Origin of the sequence: Butyricicoccus sp. AM27-36 (assembly GCF_003480945.1) — a bacterium.
Taxonomy (GTDB): domain Bacteria; phylum Bacillota; class Clostridia; order Oscillospirales; family Butyricicoccaceae; genus Agathobaculum; species Agathobaculum butyriciproducens.
Genome location: NZ_QUJR01000001.1, coordinates 224,024 through 244,903, shown reverse-complemented (window position 1 = coordinate 244,903; position 20,880 = coordinate 224,024). Strand labels below are relative to the sequence as shown.

Below are 20,880 nucleotides of genomic sequence, written 5' to 3'. Positions count from 1 at the left end.
CTCGACCTCTTTGCCGTTTATCTCTATTGCGGTTTGACGATAAGCGTCAGCATCCCATATTTTCCAAGGCCTTCTTCGCAGCCATCTGCTCGGCTTCCTTTTTGCTCTTGCCGATGCCCTGCGCGAACACATTGGAGTTGAGCAGCAGCTCCATGGTGAACCGCTTGTCGTGGTCCGGGCCGGACTGGCCTGCCAGACGGTATTCCAGCGTTTCCTGCTTGTTCTTCTGCACGATCTCCTGCAGCATGGTCTTGTAGTCCTTGAACGCGCCGCCTGCCAGCGCAACCTCGACCTTGTGCGGGATAAACCGCAGCACGAACGCGCGGGCAGGCTCGATGCCGCCGTCCATAAAGATGGCGCCGAGCAAAGCCTCTGTTGCGTCAGCGAGAATGGACGCACGCTTGCGTCCGCCGCCCATCTCCTCACCGTGCCCCAGACGGATGGCTTCCGGGATACCGATCTCGTGCGCGATCTCGTCCAGTGCGCCCTCGCAGACAACTGCCGCGCGCAGCTTGGTCAGGTCGCCCTCGGGCAGGTCGGGATAGTGCGTGAACAGGTAACCCGCCGTGACAAAGCCCAGCACGGAATCGCCCAGAAACTCCAGGCGCTCGTTGCACTGCAAATGCGTGCCGTGGTGCTCATTCGCATAGGACGAATGGGTCATCGCCAGCCGGAGAAGGCTCTCGTCCTTGAATTTATAGTCAATTTTCAGCATTTTTGTTCCTTCTTCCTGTGGATCACTCGGAAACCGTCATGTACTGAATGTTTTCCTTAACTGCATCGATCATGCCGGATTTGGTGTACGCAATCGCCTGACGGACCGCGTTCATCACCGCGATCTCGTTGGACGAGCCGTGCGCCTTGATGACCGGCTTTGCGATGCCGAGGAACGGCGCGCCGCCGATCTTGTCCTGATTGAACACCTCGCGGAAGTCGTCCATGCCTTTCTTGCACAGCAGGTAGCCGAGCTTGGTGCCGACAGACGCCATAAACACGCCCTTGATCTCCTTCGACATGAACTTCGCCACGCCCTCGATGGTCTTGAGCTGCACATTGCCGGTAAAGCCGTCGCAGACAGCAACATCACACGCACCGAGCGGCACCATGCTGCCCTCTACGTTGCCGACAAAATTCAGACGGCCTTCGTCGCCCGCCTTTTTCAGCAGCGCGTAAGCCTCCTTGCGGAGCGGATCACCCTTGGTATCCTCCGTGCCGTTGTTGACAAGACCGACACGCGGCTTGATGACACCGTTTATCTTCTCCGCATACAGCGAAGCGAGGAACGCGAACTGCAGCAGCATTTCGGCGGTGCATTCGGTGTTCGCGCCTGCATCGCACAGCATGACCTGACCGTTCGCGCACGGCATAACCGGTGCCAGCGCACCGCGTCGGATACCCTTGATGCGGCCGCCGTACAGCGTCGCGCCGGTGAGCAGTGCGCCGGTGTTGCCCGCGGAAACAAGCGCATCGCCCTCGCCGGCCTTGAGCAGCTTGAACGCTACCGCCATGGACGAATCCGGCTTGCGGCGAAGTACCGTTGCGGGATCGTCATGCATATCGACTAAGTCGTTCGCAGGCATGATGGTGATGCCCTTGACATCGGAGAGGCCCTTTTCTTTCAGGACGTTCGCTACGACCTCCGGCTTGCCGACCAGCAGCACTTCCTCGCCGTATTCCTTCGCAGCCAGCGCACCGCCCCATACAGCGGATTCGGGCGCGTTATCGCCGCCCATCGCATCAACGATGATCCTCATATTACAGCTCTCCCTTCAGTTTTTCGATCTGCTCGAGCGCCCGCTCGGAGATTTTGGTGTTCTTCTCCCGCTTGCCCTTGATTTTATAGCCGAGCGGCTCGATAATGCCGAAGTTTACGTTCATCGGCTGGAATTTCGCGACCGTATGGTCGGAAATATAGGTCGCCAGTGCGCCGGTGGCGGTCAGGCGGTCGAGTGTCGGCATCGGTTTGCCGAGCACGTCCATGGCCGTTGCCACGCCTGCCACCCAGCCGGAGGCGGTGGACTCCACATAGCCTTCTACGCCGGTCATCTGGCCCGCAAAGCGGATGCGCGGGTCGGATTTGAGCGCGTAAGTCGCGTTCAGCAGGCGCGGAGAATCCAGGAATGTGTTGCGGTGCATGACACCGTAGCGCACGAACTCAGCGTTTTTCAGCGCCGGAATCATGGAGAACACGCGCTTCTGCTCACCGAACTTGAGGTGAGTCTGGCAGCCGACCAGATTGTACAGCGTGCCGTTTGCGTTGTCGCGGCGCAGCTGCAGGACTGCATACGGGTCCTTGCCGGTTTTCGGGTCCGGCAGGCCGATGGGCTTCAAAATGCCGAAGCGCAGCGTGTCAAAGCCGCGACGCGCGTTGACCTCGATGGGCATACAGCCCTCGAATACCTTGGAATCCTCAAAGCCGTGTACCGGTGCTTCCTCAGCGGTGGTCAGCGCGTTCCAGAACGCCTCGTACTCCTCGCGGGAGAACGGGCAGTTGATGTAATCTGCGGTGCCCTTGCCGTAGCGGGACGCCTCGTAGGCGGAATCCATATCGATGCTCTCAGCCGTGACAATCGGCGCGGCGGCATCGTAAAAGTGCAGGAAATCGCCGCCCACCTTGGCGTGGATGGCCTCGAACAGCGCATCCGAGGTCAGCGGGCCGGAAGCGATAACCACTCTGCCCTCCGGAATCTCGGTCACTTCACCGTAGACCACCTCGATATTCGGGTGGTTCTTGATCTTCTCGGTGACGGCTGCCGCGAAGGCTTCGCGGTCAACCGCCAGTGCGCCGCCTGCCTCAACGCGATGTGCATCCGCACAGGAAAGGATAAGGCTGTCCAGACGGCGCAGCTCCTCCTTGAGCAGACCGGCGGCGTTCGCCAGCTCATCCGAGCGCAGCGAGTTGGAGCACACCAGCTCAGCGAAATCGTCCGAGTGGTGCGCAGGCGTGTGCTGCACCGGCTTCATCTCACACAGGCGCACGGAGATACCGCGCTGTGCCAACTGCCATGCAGCCTCACAGCCGGCCAGTCCTGCGCCGACTACTGTTACCATTTCACTCATTCGGCGCTCTCCTTTGCCGTGGTCTTTTTCTTTGCGGCAGGCTTTTTCGCTGCTGCTTTCTTCTCAGCGGCTTTTTTTGCCTTTTCTGCCGCCTTTTCTGCTTCATACTTTGCCAGAGCCTTGGCATACTGCTCCTGCTGCTTGGCAGTCAGCTCCTGTACAGCCTCGTCCTTCAGCTTTTTGAATTTATTGGTGGTCTTGGTCATCCACGGCAGGGTTTTCTTCGCGGTGGATTTCTTGACAGCCGCCTTTTTCGTTACCTTCTTGACCTTTTCCTCGGTCTCGCCGTTCTTCTCGGCGGCTTCCTTTGCGGCAGCACGTTCCGCAGCCTTGGCGGCACGCGCTTCGCGCATCTTGCGGCGCTTTTCGGTTTCCTCAGGCGACAGACCCTCCTTGACCAGCTCCTTGTAGCCGCAGCCCTCACGCAGACAAACGTCCGTGACCTCCTTGGAATCGCGGTCGGTGTGGCGGAACAGCGAGGAATCGCAGTTCGGGCACTTGGTCTTGAGCGGCTTGTCCCACGTCATAAACTGGCAGGTCGGATAGGTGTCGCACGAGTAGTACACATAGCCGCGTGCGGACTTTTTCTTCACGACCTTTGCACCGCAGACCGGGCACGCAGCGCCGGTGTCCTCGGTGATGGGCTTGGTGTTGGTGCACTCCGGGAAACCGGGGCACGCAAGGAACTTGCCGAACCGGCCGGACTTGATGACCATGTTGCGTCCGCATTTCTCGCAGATAACGTCGGTCACTTCGTCCTGAATCTTGATGCGCTTGCCCTCGAGGTCGATCTCTGCCTGCTTGAGCGCAGCTTCAAAGCCGTCATAGAAGTTGTGCAGCAGCTGGATATAGTTCAGCTTGCCCGCTTCGACCTCGTCCAGCTCGTGCTCCATGTTGGCGGTGAACTCGTAATCGGCAACCGACTTAAACTCGTCTACCAGCAGGCCGGTAACGCCCTCGCCGAGCGGTGTCGGACGGAGCGCCTTGTTCTCCTTGGTGACGTAATCGCGGTCAATAATGGTGGAAATCGTCGGTGCATAGGTGGACGGACGGCCGATGCCGCGTTCCTCCATCGCGCGGATGAGCGATGCCTCGGTGTAGCGAGCCGGCGGCTGCGTAAAGTGCTGGGACGGCTCGATCTTCTCGGCGGTCAGCTTGTCGCCCTGATCGAAGCGCGGCAGCGGCTTTCCTGCGGAATCCTGCTTTTTCTCGTCGTCCGTGCCCTCCTCGTAAACCGCAGTAAAGCCCGGGAACGCGACCGTATGACCGGATGCGCGGAACACCTGACCCTCGCAGACGATATCGGCGGAAACCGTATCGAGAATGGCGTCTGCCATCTGGCAGGCCACAAAACGCGACCAGATCAGGCGGTACAGCTTGAACTGATCGGGCGTCAGGTACTTGCGGATCTCCTCGGGCAGCAGCTGCACGTTGGACGGACGAATGGCTTCGTGCGCGTCCTGCGCGTTGCCCTTGGTCTTGAACACACGCGGCTTGCCCGGATAATATTCCTCGCCGTAGCGGCCGCGAATGAATCCGGCAGCGGCAGCGGTGGCCTCGTCCGCCAGGCGGAGCGAGTCGGTACGCATATAGGTGATAAGGCCGGTCAGACCGTATTCACCGAGTTCAATACCTTCGTACAGCTCCTGCGCGATGCTCATCGTGCGGCGCGGCGTCATATTCAGCTTGCGACTGGCTTCCTGCTGCAGCGTCGAGGTGATGAACGGAGGTGCGGCGGTGCGCTTTTTCTTGCCGCGCTTGATATTGCCGACGGTGAACGGCTTGCCGGTAACAGCGTTGACAACATGCATCGCCTGCTCTTCGTTTTTCAGCTCGGCCTTGCCGTTCGCATCGCCGTAGTAGCGCGCTGAAAACTTGCCGCCGTCCGCGGTCTGCAGCAGGGCCTCGATCGACCAGTATTCCTCCGGCACGAATGCGCGGATTTCGTTCTCACGGTCCACGACCAGACGGGTTGCAACGCTCTGCACACGGCCTGCGGACAGACCGCGCTTGACCTTGCGCCACAGGAACGGCGACAGCTGATAGCCAACGATTCGGTCGAGAATGCGGCGTGCCTGCTGTGCATTTACCAGATCGATATCAATATCGCGCGGGTTCTCGATGCCCGAGCGGACCGCCTGCTTGGTGATCTCGTTAAAGGTCACGCGGCGGGAATTTTTGTCCTTGAGCTTGAACAGCTCCTTGATATGCCACGAAATCGCTTCTCCCTCGCGGTCAGGGTCAGTTGCGAGATAGACGAAATCGCTCTTGCGGATTTCGCTGCGGATTTCCTTGATGATTTTATCTTTACCCTCGATCGGCACATATTCCGGATGGAAATCGTGCTCGATATCGATGCTCATTTTCTTTTTCGGCAGATCGCGCAGATGTCCCATCGAAGCCTTGACGACATAGTCCGAACCGAGATATTTTCCGATCGTCTTTGCCTTGGCCGGGGACTCCACGATGACTAACTTAGACATAAAAACCTCCAGAAATGGCTTCGTACGCAACCACGCTTGCGTACGAGAGGATGTACCGAACCGCGGGTTCGGATACATCCCATGCGGAGAAAAGTTCCTCCTTCGTCGAATCTTTTCTCGGCACTTGTATAAAAAGGGTGATACATGCTCCCCCTTTTTATGAATTTCCTGCGGAAATTCTATTGAATGCGCACCCTACGGTGCGGAATGCGTGTATTTCTTTTCTTCTCTCTCCTGCTTATCACCAAGTACCGAGAATGAGTCTGCCCTTTTCACGGCGCAGTATCCCATCCATTTCCAGCATAGTGACAAGGCTCATCACCCGCGGTGCTGCCAGACCGCAGCGGTCGATCAGCTCCTCGGGCGTGCTCACACCGTCCCGCACAAGCGTGACGATGGTTTTTTCATCCTCATTTAAGCCGTCCGGCAGCGGTTTTGCGGCCGCGGACGGCTGTCTGTGTTCGACTTTCGCCTTTTCTGCCGCAGCAGCGCGGCGCTGTTCGGCCTGCTGCTCGCGCCTGCGAATGTCCTCCCACGCGCTCCGTGCCGCCGGTTCCGGATACTCGCCGGTCTGGCGCCGGAACGCCTGCTGTACCGCCTGTTCGGGCATCATGCCGCCGTAGGCGCGCACGAGCGTCACCGGGCTGCTGAGCAGCGCGGCTTCGCCTTTTTCGATCAGCTCATTGCATGACTGCGACTGCGGCGCGTCGATCGGGCCGGGCACAGCGTACACATCGCGTCCCTGATCGAGCGCGTGACGCGCAGTAATGAGCGCACCCGAACGCCAGTCGCTCGCCTCCACGATGACGGACGCGACCGACAGGCCGCTGATAATGCGGTTGCGCTGGTGATAATTGCGTCCGTGCGGCTCGGTGCCGGGCGGATATTCGCTGATGATGGCACCCATGAGCAGGATATCGCCCATCAGGCTGCGGTGCTGCGGCGGATAACACACATCGGGTCCGCCCGCCAGCACGGCGACCGTCAAGCCGCCTGCCTTCAGCGCACCGCGGTGTGCCGCGCCGTCATTGCCGAGCGCCATGCCGCTGACGGTTATCATGCCCGCTCGGGCAAGCGTTGTGCCGATCTGATCGGCGACTTTCAGGCCATACGGCGTCGCCTTGCGCGTGCCGACGACGGCTACAGCGGGAACGCTGTCGAAATCCGGCCAGCGTCCGCGCACATACAGCACGGTCGGCGGATCCGGGATCGCCCGCAGGCGGTCCGGGTAAGCGCTGTCACCGATGGTAATGATCTGGATATTCTTTTCCGTGCAGGACCGGATGACCTGCTCTGCTTCGGACGTATCCTTGTCGCACAGCAGATCGACATGGGTCTTGCGCAGCTCACACGGCGCAGCTGTCAGTGCCTGCCGGTCGGCGGCGAACACCGCCTCCGGAGAGCCGAAGGCATCGAGTACCTCGGCGGCTGTGCGCGAGCCGAGTCCGCGCTTGAGCGAAAGCCAAACATAGCTGAGTCTTGACGGCATAGTGCCCGCCTCCTCATTTTGTCATTTCGTAGATCACGATGGCCGCGGCAACACCTGCATTGAGCGATTCGGCACGGCCCTTCATGGGAATGATCACGCGCTTATCGGACAGACGGAGCGCCTGCTCGGTCACGCCCTTTCCCTCACTGCCGATGATAACGGCGGCTTTGGAAAGCGACACCGAGGAAAGCGGCACGCTGTCCTCGTGCAGCGCGGTGGCATACAGCGGCAGACCGTTCCGGTGCAGCCGTTCGGCGGCCTCTGCAAGCGGGAGCGTCACGCACGGCAGACGGAACACCGCGCCCATCGTCGAGCGCACGACCTTGGGTGAAAACGGATCGGCGCAGCCCTCGCACAACACAACGGCGCCGAGCGCGAACGCTTCGGCGGTGCGTAAGATCGTGCCAAGGTTGCCCGGGTCCTGTAAGCCGTCCAGCAGGAGCACCTGCCCGGCTCCGTCCAGCGCGTCCGCCGTCCACTGCGGCTGTGAGCAGGAGAAGATGACGTTCTGCGGCGTTTCCACCTCGCTTGCGAGTTTGAACAGCGCATCCGGTGCAGAATAGAGCGATGCTCCCTGCTCTTCCGCCTCTTTGACGAGCGGACTGTCCCAGCCGTCTCTCACAAGCACGGTTTTCAGCTTCGCGCCCGAACGCAGTGCTTCTCCCAGCATTTTTTCGCCCTCGCACAGCATTTCCCCCGTGCTCCGGCGGTATTTTCGTTCCCGTCCCAGCCGCGCAAGGTGCTTGAGCGCGGCATTCTGACGGCTCTGTATCTCAATCAACCCAGTTCCACCACCCTGCTCACAAATTTATTTTCGCCCATGATAAACAGAAGATCATCCGGCTCGATGGCCCTATCCGGCTTAGGACTTGCATCCAGTGCACCCTGTTCACCATGACGGACGGCGAGCACATTCACTTTATGCTTCTGCCGCACGTCAAGCTGCACCAGCGATTTGCCGACCCAGCTTTTCGGCGCGTGTATCTCCAGAATGCTGTATTCGTCCGACACGCCGATAAAATCCACCACGTTGGTATGTGCCAGGCGCTGTGCCAGCTTGCAGCCCATTTCGCTCTCCGGCAGGACAACACGGTCCGCACCGACGCGCTCGAGCACCTTGGCATGCACATTGCTTCTTGCTTTGGCAATGATGTATTGCGCGCCCAGATCCTTGAGCATGACTGTGATGAGGATGCTCGCCTCCATATCCGTACCTACCGCAACAATACAGCAGTCGAAGTTGCGCACGCCGATGGCCCCCAGCACGGCTTCGTCCTGCGCGTCGCCCTGCATGACCTGCGTCACATCCTCCGCGATGCGCTGCACGCTCTCGGCGTTCTCGTCGATGGCAAAAACCTCCTGACCGAGCTCGGTCAGCTCCTGCGCAACAGCGGTACCGAATCGGCCCATGCCGATTACCAGAAAGGATTTCATATCTGTCTCTCCTTTGGATAACTGCTTAATCTACTTCACTATAAAGGCATCATCACGTAAAGCGCCGCTGCTTTAATCGTGCGATGTTGCCTTAACCAATAAACACATCTGCGTCCGGGTATTTGAGCCTTGGCGGCTCTCTGCGGCGCATGAAAACGGCAACGCCGAGCGTCAGCACACCGACACGGCCCATATACATCATCGCGATCAGAATGACGCGCGAAGCCGACGACAATGTCGGTGTCAGGCCCATGGACACACCGACCGTGCCGAACGCGGAGACCGCTTCAAACAGGCACTGGTGAAACGGTGCGTCCTCAATTCCGGCGATCGCACAGGCGCCCGCCAGACAGAACACGCCGCCTGCCATGAGCAGGGATACAGCGTTCATGATGCTGCGCGGCACAATCGTCCGGCCGAACGCCGAAACCGTTGTGCGTCCGCAGAAGGCGCTGATGGCCGTGAGCACGAGCACGGCCGCCGTCACGGTCTTGATGCCGCCTGCTGTCGAGCCGGGTGAGCCGCCGATGAACATGAGCAGGCACGACACCGCCTGACTCGGGCCGGTAAGCGCGCCGAGGTCGATGGTGTTGAAGCCTGCCGTGCGCAGGGTCACGGACTCAAACGCCGCCGCAAGCAGCTTGTGCGGGGTATCTAACGCACCGAGCGTTGCCGGATTGCTCCACTCGAACAGCAGCGTCCAGCCGAAGCCGAACAGCAGCAGTCCTGCCGTAGCCGTCAGCACGATTTTCGTGTGCAGGCGCAGGCGGCGGAAACTGTGCTTGTCCCACACGTCGCTCCACACGAAAAAGCCGAGGCCGCCGAGCACGATGAGCGCCATCACCGTAATGTTCACGAGCGGATCCTCCGCCCAGCCGATGAGCGACTGAAACGGATCGTCCGGTGTGCCCATCAGGTCAAAGCCTGCGTTGCAGAACGCCGAAACCGCGTGGAACACGCCCATTACGATTCCCTTCGGGAAACCGTAATGCGGCACGAACCGGCAGGACAGCAGAATTGCTCCCGCTCCTTCGATGATAAACGTGCCGAACAGCACGCGCCGTGTCAGACGGACAATGCCGCCGCCGTCCGGCAGATTAAGTCCCGCGCTCATCACCATGCGCTCGTGCAGCGTGATCGTTCGCCGCAGGACAAACGACGCAATAGCCGCGACGGACATAAAGCCGAGTCCGCCGATCTGAATCAGCAGCAGGATGACGCACTTGCCGAATACCGACCAGTGCACCGCCGTGCTGACCGTGACGAGTCCGGTAACACAGCTCGCCGAGGCTGCTGTAAACAGCGCGTCGAGAAACGGCGTTATCTGTCCGTCTGCCGCCGACACCGGCAGCATCAGCACCAGCGCACCCACCAGAATCGTCAGCGCAAAGCCGACGGCAAGCACCGTCGGCGCCCGCAGTCCCAGATGCCGCTTATGCACCATAAAAATCTGCGTCTGCACGATAAATCCCCTCCTTTAACGATGCTGCAGTATGATATACCGAAAGCCTGAACGCACCGTTCAGGCTTAGGCTGTCGGCGAAACTACAATTTCGCTGACAAGCAGGAACGGACCGTGAGCCGTTCCAAAGTCGTCCGAAAGTTCCAATACAGAAACTTTCTCCCTCCAGAAGTCAAAAAAGTCAGGTACACGCCCCGACTTTTTTGCATTTGCAAAGCAAATGCTATTTTACACGCGCTGCTGCGCGAATTGGCTGAAGCTGCATGAATATTGACCTTTTCGACAAACCGAGCCTGACCATACCGTTCAGGCTTCAAACAGGCATACATTATATAATAGTATAACATCGAATTTTTGACTGTTCAATATAATCTTATACCCGAAATTTTTCGATAAGTCAAGCGATTTACGGAATTTTTCCACGCAAGAATAAGCAAGTGCTCTCTGATTTCCAACAGATCAGAGAGCCCGGAGGGGGCTGCCGCCGGCAAATACTCCAACAATCCGGCAGACAGAGATTTATTCCACAGTTCAAACGCATCTACACATGTCCCTTTTCACGGTGAGAGGGAACCGCATTGAACTGTAAAATAACACAGGCAACAAATAGTACGTTTTTTTGCGTACCCATCCAGTATAACACCATATCCTGCACAGTCAATAGTTATTTTTTGCCCAAAGCCTGCTATTCCTTAACGCAGATGAGCCTTCCGGCACAGGTGGCTGCCGGAAGGCTCAGGAGAAAGATTAAGATGCTACCAGATTCGGGAGGAAATATACAATCTGCGGAAATACCGTTACCAGAATTACCACTGCGATGATAATCAGGATGAACGGGATAACGCCGCGGTAGATTTCCTGTATTTTGACCGACGGCGGCACAATGCCCTTGATGTAGAACAGTGCGAAGCCGAACGGCGGCGTCATGAAGCAGGTCTGCAGCATAACAGCTGTAACTGCGACGATCCACAGGCGGTCAAAGCCGAACATATCCATAATCGGCAGGAAGATCGGGAACACGATCATAACGATACCCAGCCAGTCGAGGAACATGCCCATAACGAATACGATCGTCATCATGATTGCGAACGCGCCCCATTTGCCGATGCCAACGCTCGAAATCCAGGTTGCGATCAGCTGGTCGCCATCGAGCGACATGAAGATGCCGGTGAAGGCAGACGCGCCGAACAGGATGATGAATACCATCGCAGAAGTCTTTGCGGTGTCGATCAGCGAATCGTACAGCATTTTGAAGCTGAACTGCTTGTAGAAAATTGCGAGAATAAGCGAGAACAGTGCGCCAACGCCTGCCGCCTCGGTCGGAGTTGCCCAGCCGGTGAAGATGGAACCAAGCACGCCGACGATCAGGATGACCGGCGGGATCAGGTTGATGAGCGAACCGGTGATGCGCTCACGCAGCGGCATGGCAGCCAGCTCTTCGGTAGTCATCGCCGGACCGTAATCCGGGTGGATATGGCAGATGACGAACACATAGATCATGTAGAACAGCGACAGGACAAGACCCGGAACGATGGCGGCGAAGAAGATCTTGCCGACCGATACATTCGCATAGGAGCCCATCGAAACCAGCATGATGGACGGCGGGATCAGGATGCCGAGCGAACCGCCCGCACACACCATGCCGCACGCGAGAGACGGCTTATAGCCGCACTTCAGCAGCACCGGTACGGACAGCATGCCCATGGTAACAACGGATGCGCCGACGATACCGGTCGTGGCAGCAAACACGGTGGAAACCACGATCACTGCCAGACCGAGACCGCCCTTCAGAGGACCAAGCAGGTAGCGGATAGAGAGGAACAACCCATCCGCAACCTTGGAATGTGTCAAAAAGTTTGCCATCAGCACGAACATCGGGATGGCGACCATGGAATAGCTTTGCATCTGGTCGTACACCTTGGTCATGGCGATGGTGATGCCCGGGCCGCCCCAGGCGAGATAACCGATAACAACACCGGCGCCGCCGAGGACGAACGCAAGCTCCTGACCGGCCGCAAGACCGATGATCATGATAAGGAACAGTACGCCAAGCAGGATCGCGCTGAGCTGTGTTGCGCCAACGCCGGACTGCGTGACAAGATTGGTCAGCATTTCCATCATGCAGCGTCGCCTCCCTTCGTATCATCCGTGCCGGAAACGGCTTCACCGATGCCGCGCACGCACTTGAGCATCTCGGAAATGCCCTGCAGTGCGAGCAGCGTCATGCCGACGAACAGCGCCAGCTTGACCGGCCATGCCGGCGGCGCCCATACCGAGTAGCCGCGCTCACCCGTGGTATACGAGCGAAGGAAAAATCCGAAGCTCTCGGGCACGAGCACGAATACGAACGGAACAAAGAACACCAGATAGGTAATCAGGTGCAGAATGTTCTGCGCAAGCGGTTTAAGCCGTGCATACAGCACATCAACCGCAACAAAGGCCTTCTTCTGGAAGCCGTAGGCGCAGACCATGATAATGTAGCAGCCGAAGGTCATGCAGATGACGTCCATCGTCCAGATCTGCGGACTGTGGAACAAACGGCGCAGCACGACTTCGGTAACAATGACCGCGAGAATGCCAAGAACGGCGAAGGAAGCAATCCTGCCAATCCAGTCATTGACGAGGTCGATCACATCGCAGATGCGTTTGATCACTTTCATATATTACACCTCATCTTCTGAGGCTCCGTACTCTCAAAAGAGAGCACGGAACACTCTGTCGGTCACTTTTCGGATTCATCGTAGTTGAAGCCCCAGCCGTAGTCACCGAGCATTGCGCGGTAGGTATCGGCATGTTCACGGTAATCCTGCATAGAGCTGTATACCATGTTGAAGTTTTCATTCTTCGCAGCTTCTTCCTCGTAAACCTGACGGCAGGTCTCACGGATGGTGTTCCAGTCGTCCTGGTTCATCTTGGTGACGATGCAGCCGTCCTCCTCGAGCATCTTCTTGGTGGAATCGAAATCCATCCACAGGTAGCGGGACAGCTGCTCGGAGGTGCAGATCTCAGCCGCCATCTGGATGGCGTTCTGGTACTCCTCAGGAAGCTCGTTCCACGCGTCCTTGTTGATCATAACGCCGTTGACACCGCCGGACTGATACCATGCAGGCGAGCACCAGTACTTGGCAACCTCCTGTAATTTCAGCGAATCATCCGAGCACGGCGTGGAGAACTCGCCGCCGTCGATAACGCCGCGCTGCAGCGACTCATACAACTCGCTTGCTGCAACGGTGGTGATGTTGATGCCCAGCTTTTCCGCTGCACGGCCTGCCATAACGCCGCCGAGGCGGATCTTCATGCTCTGCATGTCCTTGATAGAAGTGATCGGCTTGGTCGAACGGATACCGGACTCTGCGTGATTGATCATGATCGGGAAATACGTCATGTTGTACTTGCCGTACATATCCTGATAGCACTGCAGACCGCCGCCCTGGGTGATCCAGATGTAGTAGTCCATGCCGGTGAAGTTATCCATCGTGGTAGAGAGCAGCTCAAAAGCGGTATCCTTGCCGCTCCAGTAGCCGCCCCAGTCACCGCCGCACTGAATGGTGCCGTTCTGGACATAATCAAACAGCTGATTTGCCGCACACAGCGAGCCTTCCGGATAGTTGGTGATGGTGAAGCGTCCGTCGGTCAGCTGGCTGACCAGCTCGGAGAAGCGCTCGTCACAGGTGAAGTGAATGTTGCCGTCACCCCAGGTGGAACCCATCTTCCAGGTGATGACCGGCAGATCACTGCTGCCGCCTGCAACTGCATTGGCGTTTGCCGCATCCATCATGCCGCTGTCCGCGGCGTTGCCGCACCGACTGCACCGCAAAGCAGACCTGCCATCAATCTTTTGATTTTCATCTTTTTAGCCTCCTTGTTCTTTTTCCTCTATCGAAAACGCCGTTTTGCGGACGTTTGCGAACTAACTGCTCGTGCACAAGGAGGGGATTCTCGCTAGTCGCTGTCGGCCAGTGCCTGTACGGCCTGCACGACCTCCTTCTGCGCATCGGAAAGGTGTTCGTAAATCGGCTGCACCGCTGCACGGAACTTATCGGCCTGCTCCTCATCGAGCAGCGCCATGTAGCAGCCGCTGCGGGATGCATGCAGCATTGCTCGAACCTCGGCACTCTGCCAGTGGTCGCGCTGCCACGAAGCCGCCTCGGCGGCGCACCGCTCAATGATGGTCTGCTCCTCCTGTGAGAACGTTTCCCACGTTTCCGAGGACGCGACCAGCACATCCGCGTTGTAGGAATGTCGGTCGTACGTCCAGTACGGTGCAAGCTGATAGTAGCCGCTGTCCACATAGGTAGGCAGCGTGCTCTCGGCGCCGTCAATCCGGTCAGTGCGGAGCGCGAGCGCGATCTCATCCGGCGGCAGCGTCACCGCCTCGGCGCCCCACATCGGAATGACCTGCTTCATCTGCGAGGAATCCTCGGTGCCGAGCCGCAGATCCTTCATGTCATCGAGTGAGGTGATCGCCTTTCCTGTCGTGAAAAAGCACCGGTAACCGGCATAAAAATAGCTTAAACCGGTAAGGCCCTTGTCCTCGAGCGAGGCCATCACCTGCTGACCGACTGCGCCGTCCAGCACCCGGAACAGGTGCTTGTCCGAGGTGTACTCGTACGGCAGCTGCAGCGCCGCAAGCTGCGGTGCATACGCTGCGGCAGACGAGATTGGCGTGCGTACAAAATCAATTCCACCGTACACGCACTGCTCAAGTGCGGATGCATCGGTGCCAAGCTCGTTATCAAAGCTCGGCAGAATTTGTATCGCGCCGTCCGTTTCCCTGCGCACCTGATCACAGAAGCGCTGACACGCCTGATTGGCGAGGTAGTTTTCGCTCTGTCCGCTGGCAAGGCGGTAATAGCGGATATGCGGCTCGTCCGTGCCGCCGGTACATGCACAGAGCATGAGCAGCAGCCATCCGGCGATCACACACCGAAAGCGTTTATTCATCTTTCCATCTCCTATTATATAGGGTGACAAGTTCCGGCAACATCGTAAATACTTGCGGTAAACAGGTAAAATCACAGCGCACTGAAAATCTTCACATTCTTTTTTGTGACATTTGCATAAACACTTTGGCAGGAATAATAAATTTTCGTATGGATTCCGTAAATCCTGCTGCGCAGCTCGTTCAGTTTGCGTTATGATTGCGGTACTCGGTAGGCGTTACGCCCAAATGCCGCTTGAACACCTTCGTGAAGTAGTTTGCATCCGTGTAGCCGACCCGGACGGCAATTTCCCGTACCGGAATGTCTGTCTGCTGCAGCAGCTCAACCGCACGGTCGATACGGTAAGCGGTCAGGTATTCCAGGAAGGTCTGGTTGTATGAGGTGCGAAAAAAGCGTGAGAAGTAGAACGCACTCATGCCCATCGCCTCTGCCGCCTGATCGAGCGACACATCCTGCATGTAATGATGCTCCAGCCACACGGAAAACTGGGTGCAGAACGCATTTCCCGGCTTGTCCCCGCGTACCGCCGGACGGCTTTCCGGCAGCAGATTCAGCTTGCGCAGGCAGGCGGTAATCTGGGCACTGTCGAACGGCTTGACCAGATAATCCGTTCCGCCGGCCCGCATGGCGCCTACGGCGTAGTCGAAGCGGTCGAAGGCAGTCAGGAATACAATGTGTGTTTCCGGCATGGCTTTGTGGATGATGGCTGCCGCATCAAGGCCGTTCATCACCGGCATTTCAATGTCCATCAGCACCAGCTGCGGCTGAATTTGCCGGGCGCGTTCAACCGCCTCCCGTCCGTTCGCAACTCCCTCGATGAGTGCATCTGCGCCAAGCAAATCGCGCATCTGTCCGCTCAGATTCTGCAGGCTCAGCGGTTCGTCCTCCGCAATCAGTACCTTCAACATATATGCTCTTCCCCTTTCATGCGCAGTATGATGCGGGCGGTCGTGCCCAATCCGGGACAGCTTGCAATGCGGAAGCTGCCGCCGGACAGCGCAATGCGTCCCGCGATATTCTGCAGGCCGATGGACCTGTGTCCCTCGGCGGTGTTCTGTTTCATTTTGCTGCGCGAGAAGCCGCCGCCGTTGTCCGTAATCTGGATGCGGCAGCCTTCCGGTGCAAGCTGCGTCACAATGCGGATGCGGCCGCCCGCACTGCGGCTGCGCATACCATGTACAATGGAGTTTTCCACAATCGGCTGCAGTGTGAATTTCGGCAGTTCACAGGCCGCACAGCGGCTGTCGCAGTCCATCTCGAACGAAATGCGTTCACCGAACCGCAGCTCCTGCAGGGAAATGTAGTCGCGCAGCAACGCAAGCTCACGGTCGAGTGTTACCACGCTGTCGTCATGGTCGAGCGTGTAGCGGAAGAAGTTCGCCAGCCGCACCACCATGTCGCCGGTGACGGTCGCCTGCTCGATTCCGGCCATGTTGGCCACGCTCTGCAGCGTGTTGAACAGAAAATGCGGGTTGATCTGGCTCTGCAGCTGTGCAAAGCGGCTCTGCTCGATCAGCTGCCGCAGGCGTGCTGCCTCGCTCTCCTGCTGACGCAGGGATTTTTCCAGCTGTGCTTCGCTTTCCAGTGCGTGGATCGTCCGCGCGATCTGGTGCTTGAGGTGGTTAAACGAGTCAGCGAGCATACTGATCTCGTCCGAGCGTGCAAAGTTGAAGTCCTCAATGTCATATTCGCCATCCGCGACGCGGCGCGCACCGCGGCTCATCTGCTGCACCGGCAGCAGCAGGCTGCGTGCGTAGTACAGCATCGCGCCTGCAAACAGCACACTGCCGATCGCGGCTACGATGGTAAATACCATGTTCTGCGAGGTACCTCGCTGACCGAGGACCAGATAACCCTCGCGTCCCTCCATCAGAAAGGCCGCCGTCAGCTGGTCGGTGTATTGCGTCAGATAGCTGCCCTGTGTACGCAGAGCTTCGTAGTTCACCGCGTCAAATGTGCCGCCATGCAACTGCGCGATGAACGTCTCCTGACGGACTCGATAGCTTTTCATCGTGCGGTCGATGACCTGCTTGAGCACCTCGCTCTGCATGCTGCCGTCAGTCTCTGCGCTGCGCAACCGCTCCCACGCACAGGCGGTGTCCTGCACGGCGTCCGCATATTTGTCGATCGTATCGGACCCGGGCGCCGCAAGCGTCAGTTCGCTCAGAAGCGCATTTTCCTGCTCCATGGCGTTCATGTAGTCCGTGCAGCGTGCATATTCGGACAGGATATCATTGCTTTTCTCGCGGTAATCGTAAAAATCGTTCATTAACAGTCCCACCACCAGCAGAATGGGAATGACGAATGCGCAGCTCAGCACGATCGCCTTGTTCACAATAGACAGACGCACCCACCATTGACGTACTCCGTGCACAGGCCCACCTCCTTTGTCAGATTTTATCATAAGCCAATTGATAAGCAATGTAAACCTTTTATGGACAAAAAATGTAAAAAAATCCGCCGTACCGGCGATGTGCAAAGAAAAACGCAGGAAGGCATCCCTAACGGACGCTTCCTGCGTTTCCTATTCAGTCTGATCCAGCGGCTTCCTTGTCGAATAACGCAATGAAAATGAAAGCGTTACGGCGACAGCTTCTCCCGGAGCATCGTGAGCAGCTGCTGCATATCGAACGGCTTGGAAAGATGGCCGTTCATGCCTGCCTTCTCTGCGTTCTGCTTGTCCTCATCAAAGGCGTTCGCCGTCATGGCGACAATGGGCAGACCCGCCTTTTCGGCATCCGGCAGAGCGCGGATGGCACGCGCGGCCGCATAACCGTCCATGACCGGCATCTGAATATCCATCAGCACCAGATCATAGTACCCGGGCGCGCTCTCGCGCACCTTGTCTACCGCGACCTTTCCGTTTTCCGCCGTGTCCACCTCGAACCCGCCTTCCTCGAGCATCGTCACCGCGATTTCGCGGTTGAGGGCGTTATCCTCGACGACCAGCAGCCGTTTTCCGGCGAAATCCGCCTTTTTCTCCGTCTGCTCCGCAGGCTCTGCCGAAAGAAACGGCTCAGCCAGTACGCGGCGCAGCTCGGACATGAACAGCGGCTTGGCGCAGAACGCGGTCACGCCTGCGGCCTTTGCCTCAACCTCGATATCCGTCCAGTCGTAGGCGGTCAGGATGATGATTGGGGTGTTGCTGCCGATCAGCTTGCGGATGCGGCGCACGACCTCAAGGCCGTTCAGATCGGGTATCATCCAGTCGATGATGAAGACATAGAAGCCGTCGCCCTGCTCGATCGCGTCCTGCGTACGGACGACAGCCTCATGTCCCGAGGTCGTCCAGTCCGACCGCATGCCGATCATTCGCAGCATTTTGCTGACATTCAGACAGGTGTCGGTGTCATCATCTGCCACAAGCGCGCGCAGACCCTCAAGCTGGGGGATACGCTGCGGCACGGTCTGCTCTCCGCTGATAGGAAAGCGCAGGGAAACTGTAAATTCCGAGCCCTTCCCCGGCTCGCTCTCGACCGAAATATTGCCGCCCATCATATCGACCAGATTTTTCGTGATCGCCATACCGAGGCCGGTTCCCTGAATTTTGCTCACGGTTGAGGTCTCCTCGCGCGCAAACTGCTCGAAGATATGCTCCTGAAACGTCGAGCTCATGCGGATGCCGGTGTCACGGATATGGAATTCATAGTCCGCACTGCCATGCGGCGCGGTCTGCTTCTGAACGATGCGCAGGGTGATCATGCCGCCTACCGGGGTGAACTTGATGGCATTGGACAGGATGTTGAGCATGATCTGGTTGAGGCGCATGGGGTCGGCAACCACATTCTCGTCCTCCACATCGACCATGTCGATGAAAAGCGAGATGCGCTTGGCTGTGATGCTCGGCTGGATGATATCGCGCAGGTCGTGCACAAGCTCGGGCAACTGTACCGGACGCAGCTCGAGAGAAACCTTGCCGCTCTCGATGCGGCTCATATCGAGCACATCGTTAATGAGCGAGAGCAGATGCTGGCTCGCCGTTGCGGTCTTTTTCAGGTAGTCGAGCACCTGCTCGCGGTTGTCGATATGGGTGGCCGCAAGCGAGGTGAAGCCGATGATCGCGTTCATCGGCGTGCGGATGTCGTGCGACATATTGAACAGAAATTCGCGCTTGGCGCGGTTTGCCGCCGTTTCCTGACGGATGGCGCGTTCAAGCTCGGCGTTTTTCTGCTCAAGCGAGGTTTGATATTCCTTTTCGAGCGTTTTCTGCTGCTGGAGGAAGCTCTTTTCCGTGCCTCGGCGCACAAACAGAAGCAGCGTCAGAACGATCGCACAGGCGAGGAACGACACAGCCAAATTGACCGGCGTGTTCGTGTAGAGCAGTCTGCCCGGGACATATATATAGTAGTAGAAGTTGCGCCCGTGGCTGTACATGCCGTAGTATCGGGTCAGTCCCCTGCGTCCGGCATAGACCAGCCGGTCGGCATGGCCGCTCGAGCGGATGCGGCGGAGCAGATCATTTTCCGTGGTATCCGTACCGATGAGGGACAGATCGTCCGACGCGGTTACGCGGTTGCCGTCCGACAGGAGCACGGTTCCCGTGGTCTCGGCGTCGTAGCCATCGAGCAGATTCTGCACGGAGAGTACGGATTTCTTTGCGAACGCCGCCCCGGTGTGCCGCCAGCCAAGCACCGCGCCGCGGTCGTCCGAACAGCTGCGCACGGCAACGTCGGCAAACGAGCCGTCGGTCAGCTGCACGCGCCGAACATAGGTGCTCTGCGGATGACCGATCACAGCGAGCACGCGCTCGGCTTCCAAATCGGTTTGCAGGCGGGTATAGCCGATGCCGTCCGTGCTGTACTCGCAGATCAGCCTGCCGTTCGTGTCCAGCACCGAAATGCCGGTCAGCCCCAGCCGCTCCGCATACTGCCGCAGCTCATCCTCGCCGCAGTCAAGCGTCACGCCCTCCAGTTCCTGAACGGCGGTCGTTCCGCGCACGAGCGCCTTGGCCACGGCGGTCTCGTTATACTGCACATAGGAGGAGGACTGCTCCTTTACAAAGTCGATCAGTTCGGTCATGCGCTGCTCGCAGTCCCGCATATCCGCGTGCCGGGACAGCAGGAATACCGCGCCGAGGAACAAAAGCCCCGCTGCGAAGCACAGGCACCAGAACGTCCTTCGTAAGACAATGCGTCGGGAATTATTGTTCAAGCTGCTCCACCTCCAGACTGTGTGCGGGAACCTCGAGATATTTTCCGACCAGCTGTTCCATACTGCCGTCCTCGCGCATCTGCGCGACAACCTCGGTCAGCTGCGCCGCAAGACCGCGTGTGTCGTGCCTGGAAAACGCCACGCCGATGCCGGTCGTCAGCAGCGGTTCATCCAGAATGCGGAAGTTCGCGCCGTAGTCCTTCATATACTGCCGGATGGCCTCCTCGTGTCCTGCTACTGCGTCCACATAGCCGCAGTCCAGCATGGCATACTGCACACCGCGGTCAGCGAGGCTGATGATATTTCGGAAGGCCGGGACGTTTTCGCCTCCGCTCAGAAAGATCGCCTCCGGCTTGCCGGTAGCCTGCACCGCGATGGTCTTTCCGGCAAGATCGCTCATTTGCTCGATGCCGCTCTGCGCGCCGACGGCAATGACCTGACGGCTTACCAGATACGGTCCCGCCCACTGATAATCGTTCTCGCGGCCGTCCATGGAAAAGCAGCCCCAGATGCAGTCAATTTCTCCGTTATCGACCAGCTCGGTCTTTTGTTCCCAGTCGATCGTGGTGAATTCCGCGCGGTATCCCATGCGGCGGAATGCCTCCTCCGCAATATCCACGTCCAGACCGGTAATGTCGCCGTTATTATCCATATAAACATAAGGCGGATAGGTGTCGCTGCCGACGGTAATCGTCGGAAGTGCGCTGTCGGATGCCGCCTCCGAGGCGCAGCCGGACAGCAGACCCGCCGTCAGCATGGTCAAAAGCGCCAGAGCGCATCTTACCCGTTTGTGTCTGTTCATACCGATGATGGTGTCCTCTCTCTTGTTCGTTGTCTGTGCCGCAGGTCGGCATAATT

The 20,880-nt window shown here is 58.3% G+C and carries 16 protein-coding genes; all 16 read right to left on the bottom strand.

Features of this window, described 5'->3' with window-relative positions:
* Positions 1 to 46 precede the first annotated feature (46 nt).
* On the bottom strand, positions 47 to 715 hold the full coding sequence (gene rnc, locus DW724_RS01120) for a ribonuclease III (protein WP_117750987.1): 669 nt from the start codon (positions 713 to 715) through the stop codon (positions 47 to 49).
* Positions 716 to 737: 22 nt separating this feature from the next.
* Positions 738 to 1,754, bottom strand: coding sequence for a phosphate acyltransferase PlsX (gene plsX, locus DW724_RS01115; RefSeq protein ID WP_118760379.1), 1,017 nt, complete (start codon positions 1,752 to 1,754; stop codon positions 738 to 740).
* A gap of 1 nt (position 1,755) precedes the next feature.
* Positions 1,756 to 3,060: a methylenetetrahydrofolate--tRNA-(uracil(54)-C(5))-methyltransferase (FADH(2)-oxidizing) TrmFO gene (gene trmFO / locus DW724_RS01110; protein ID WP_118760378.1), complete on the bottom strand. Its 1,305-nt coding sequence runs from the start codon at positions 3,058 to 3,060 to the stop codon at positions 1,756 to 1,758.
* Positions 3,057 to 5,543, bottom strand: coding sequence for a type I DNA topoisomerase (gene topA / locus DW724_RS01105; protein ID WP_118760377.1), 2,487 nt, complete (start codon positions 5,541 to 5,543; stop codon positions 3,057 to 3,059). The genes trmFO and topA overlap by 4 nt, the downstream gene beginning before the upstream one ends.
* Before the next feature lie 241 nt (positions 5,544 to 5,784).
* Entirely contained in the window at positions 5,785 to 7,032 is a 1,248-nt protein-coding gene (gene dprA, locus DW724_RS01100; RefSeq protein WP_118760376.1) for a DNA-processing protein DprA, read from the bottom strand.
* A 13-nt stretch (positions 7,033 to 7,045) separates the two neighbouring features.
* Positions 7,046 to 7,813 (bottom strand): TrmH family RNA methyltransferase, encoded by a 768-nt coding sequence (locus DW724_RS01095; protein ID WP_118760375.1) that lies wholly within the window; start codon positions 7,811 to 7,813, stop codon positions 7,046 to 7,048.
* Complete coding sequence (locus DW724_RS01090; RefSeq protein WP_118760374.1) at positions 7,810 to 8,466, bottom strand: potassium channel family protein; 657 nt, start codon at positions 8,464 to 8,466, stop codon at positions 7,810 to 7,812. Before DW724_RS01090 ends, DW724_RS01095 begins: the two co-directional genes overlap by 4 nt.
* Before the next feature lie 91 nt (positions 8,467 to 8,557).
* The gene (locus tag DW724_RS01085) at positions 8,558 to 9,928 is read right to left on the bottom strand and encodes a TrkH family potassium uptake protein (RefSeq protein WP_243105663.1); all 1,371 of its coding nucleotides are present in this window, start codon (positions 9,926 to 9,928) and stop codon (positions 8,558 to 8,560) included.
* A gap of 747 nt (positions 9,929 to 10,675) precedes the next feature.
* A complete protein-coding gene (locus DW724_RS01080; RefSeq protein ID WP_202183493.1) occupies positions 10,676 to 12,049 on the bottom strand; it encodes a TRAP transporter large permease in 1,374 nt (457 codons plus the stop codon).
* The gene (locus DW724_RS01075; protein ID WP_110436437.1) at positions 12,046 to 12,588 is read right to left on the bottom strand and encodes a TRAP transporter small permease subunit; all 543 of its coding nucleotides are present in this window, start codon (positions 12,586 to 12,588) and stop codon (positions 12,046 to 12,048) included. Before DW724_RS01075 ends, DW724_RS01080 begins: the two co-directional genes overlap by 4 nt.
* A 62-nt stretch (positions 12,589 to 12,650) precedes the next feature.
* A complete protein-coding gene (locus tag DW724_RS01070) occupies positions 12,651 to 13,745 on the bottom strand; it encodes a TRAP transporter substrate-binding protein (RefSeq protein WP_118760373.1) in 1,095 nt (364 codons plus the stop codon).
* Positions 13,746 to 13,870: 125 nt separating this feature from the next.
* Complete coding sequence (gene dctP / locus DW724_RS01065; protein ID WP_118760372.1) at positions 13,871 to 14,872, bottom strand: TRAP transporter substrate-binding protein DctP; 1,002 nt, start codon at positions 14,870 to 14,872, stop codon at positions 13,871 to 13,873.
* A 181-nt stretch (positions 14,873 to 15,053) separates the two neighbouring features.
* Positions 15,054 to 15,779 carry a response regulator transcription factor gene (locus DW724_RS01060; protein WP_118646188.1) on the bottom strand — a complete coding sequence of 242 codons (726 nt, stop codon included), beginning with the start codon at positions 15,777 to 15,779 and terminating at the stop codon, positions 15,054 to 15,056.
* Positions 15,773 to 17,245, bottom strand: a complete 1,473-nt coding sequence (locus DW724_RS01055) for a sensor histidine kinase (RefSeq protein ID WP_158580176.1) — start codon at positions 17,243 to 17,245, stop codon at positions 15,773 to 15,775. Before DW724_RS01055 ends, DW724_RS01060 begins: the two co-directional genes overlap by 7 nt.
* A 206-nt stretch (positions 17,246 to 17,451) precedes the next feature.
* Positions 17,452 to 20,022 carry a hybrid sensor histidine kinase/response regulator gene (locus tag DW724_RS01050; protein WP_243105662.1) on the bottom strand — a complete coding sequence of 857 codons (2,571 nt, stop codon included), beginning with the start codon at positions 20,020 to 20,022 and terminating at the stop codon, positions 17,452 to 17,454.
* Entirely contained in the window at positions 20,012 to 20,824 is an 813-nt protein-coding gene (locus DW724_RS01045; RefSeq protein WP_118760370.1) for a substrate-binding periplasmic protein, read from the bottom strand. Before DW724_RS01045 ends, DW724_RS01050 begins: the two co-directional genes overlap by 11 nt.
* Positions 20,825 to 20,880: the final 56 nt, after the last annotated feature.

Coding starts and splice junctions, on each gene's coding strand:
- rnc (WP_117750987.1), bottom strand. CDS start 715: ATGCTGAAAATTGACTATAAATTCAAGGACGAGAGCCTTCTCCGGCTG.
- plsX (WP_118760379.1), bottom strand. CDS start 1,754: ATGAGGATCATCGTTGATGCGATGGGCGGCGATAACGCGCCCGAATCC.
- trmFO (WP_118760378.1), bottom strand. CDS start 3,060: ATGAGTGAAATGGTAACAGTAGTCGGCGCAGGACTGGCCGGCTGTGAG.
- topA (WP_118760377.1), bottom strand. CDS start 5,543: ATGTCTAAGTTAGTCATCGTGGAGTCCCCGGCCAAGGCAAAGACGATC.
- dprA (WP_118760376.1), bottom strand. CDS start 7,032: ATGCCGTCAAGACTCAGCTATGTTTGGCTTTCGCTCAAGCGCGGACTC.
- DW724_RS01090 (WP_118760374.1), bottom strand. CDS start 8,466: ATGAAATCCTTTCTGGTAATCGGCATGGGCCGATTCGGTACCGCTGTT.
- DW724_RS01080 (WP_202183493.1), bottom strand. CDS start 12,049: ATGATGGAAATGCTGACCAATCTTGTCACGCAGTCCGGCGTTGGCGCA.
- DW724_RS01075 (WP_110436437.1), bottom strand. CDS start 12,588: ATGAAAGTGATCAAACGCATCTGCGATGTGATCGACCTCGTCAATGAC.
- dctP (WP_118760372.1), bottom strand. CDS start 14,872: ATGAATAAACGCTTTCGGTGTGTGATCGCCGGATGGCTGCTGCTCATG.
- DW724_RS01060 (WP_118646188.1), bottom strand. CDS start 15,779: ATGTTGAAGGTACTGATTGCGGAGGACGAACCGCTGAGCCTGCAGAAT.
- DW724_RS01045 (WP_118760370.1), bottom strand. CDS start 20,824: ATGAACAGACACAAACGGGTAAGATGCGCTCTGGCGCTTTTGACCATG.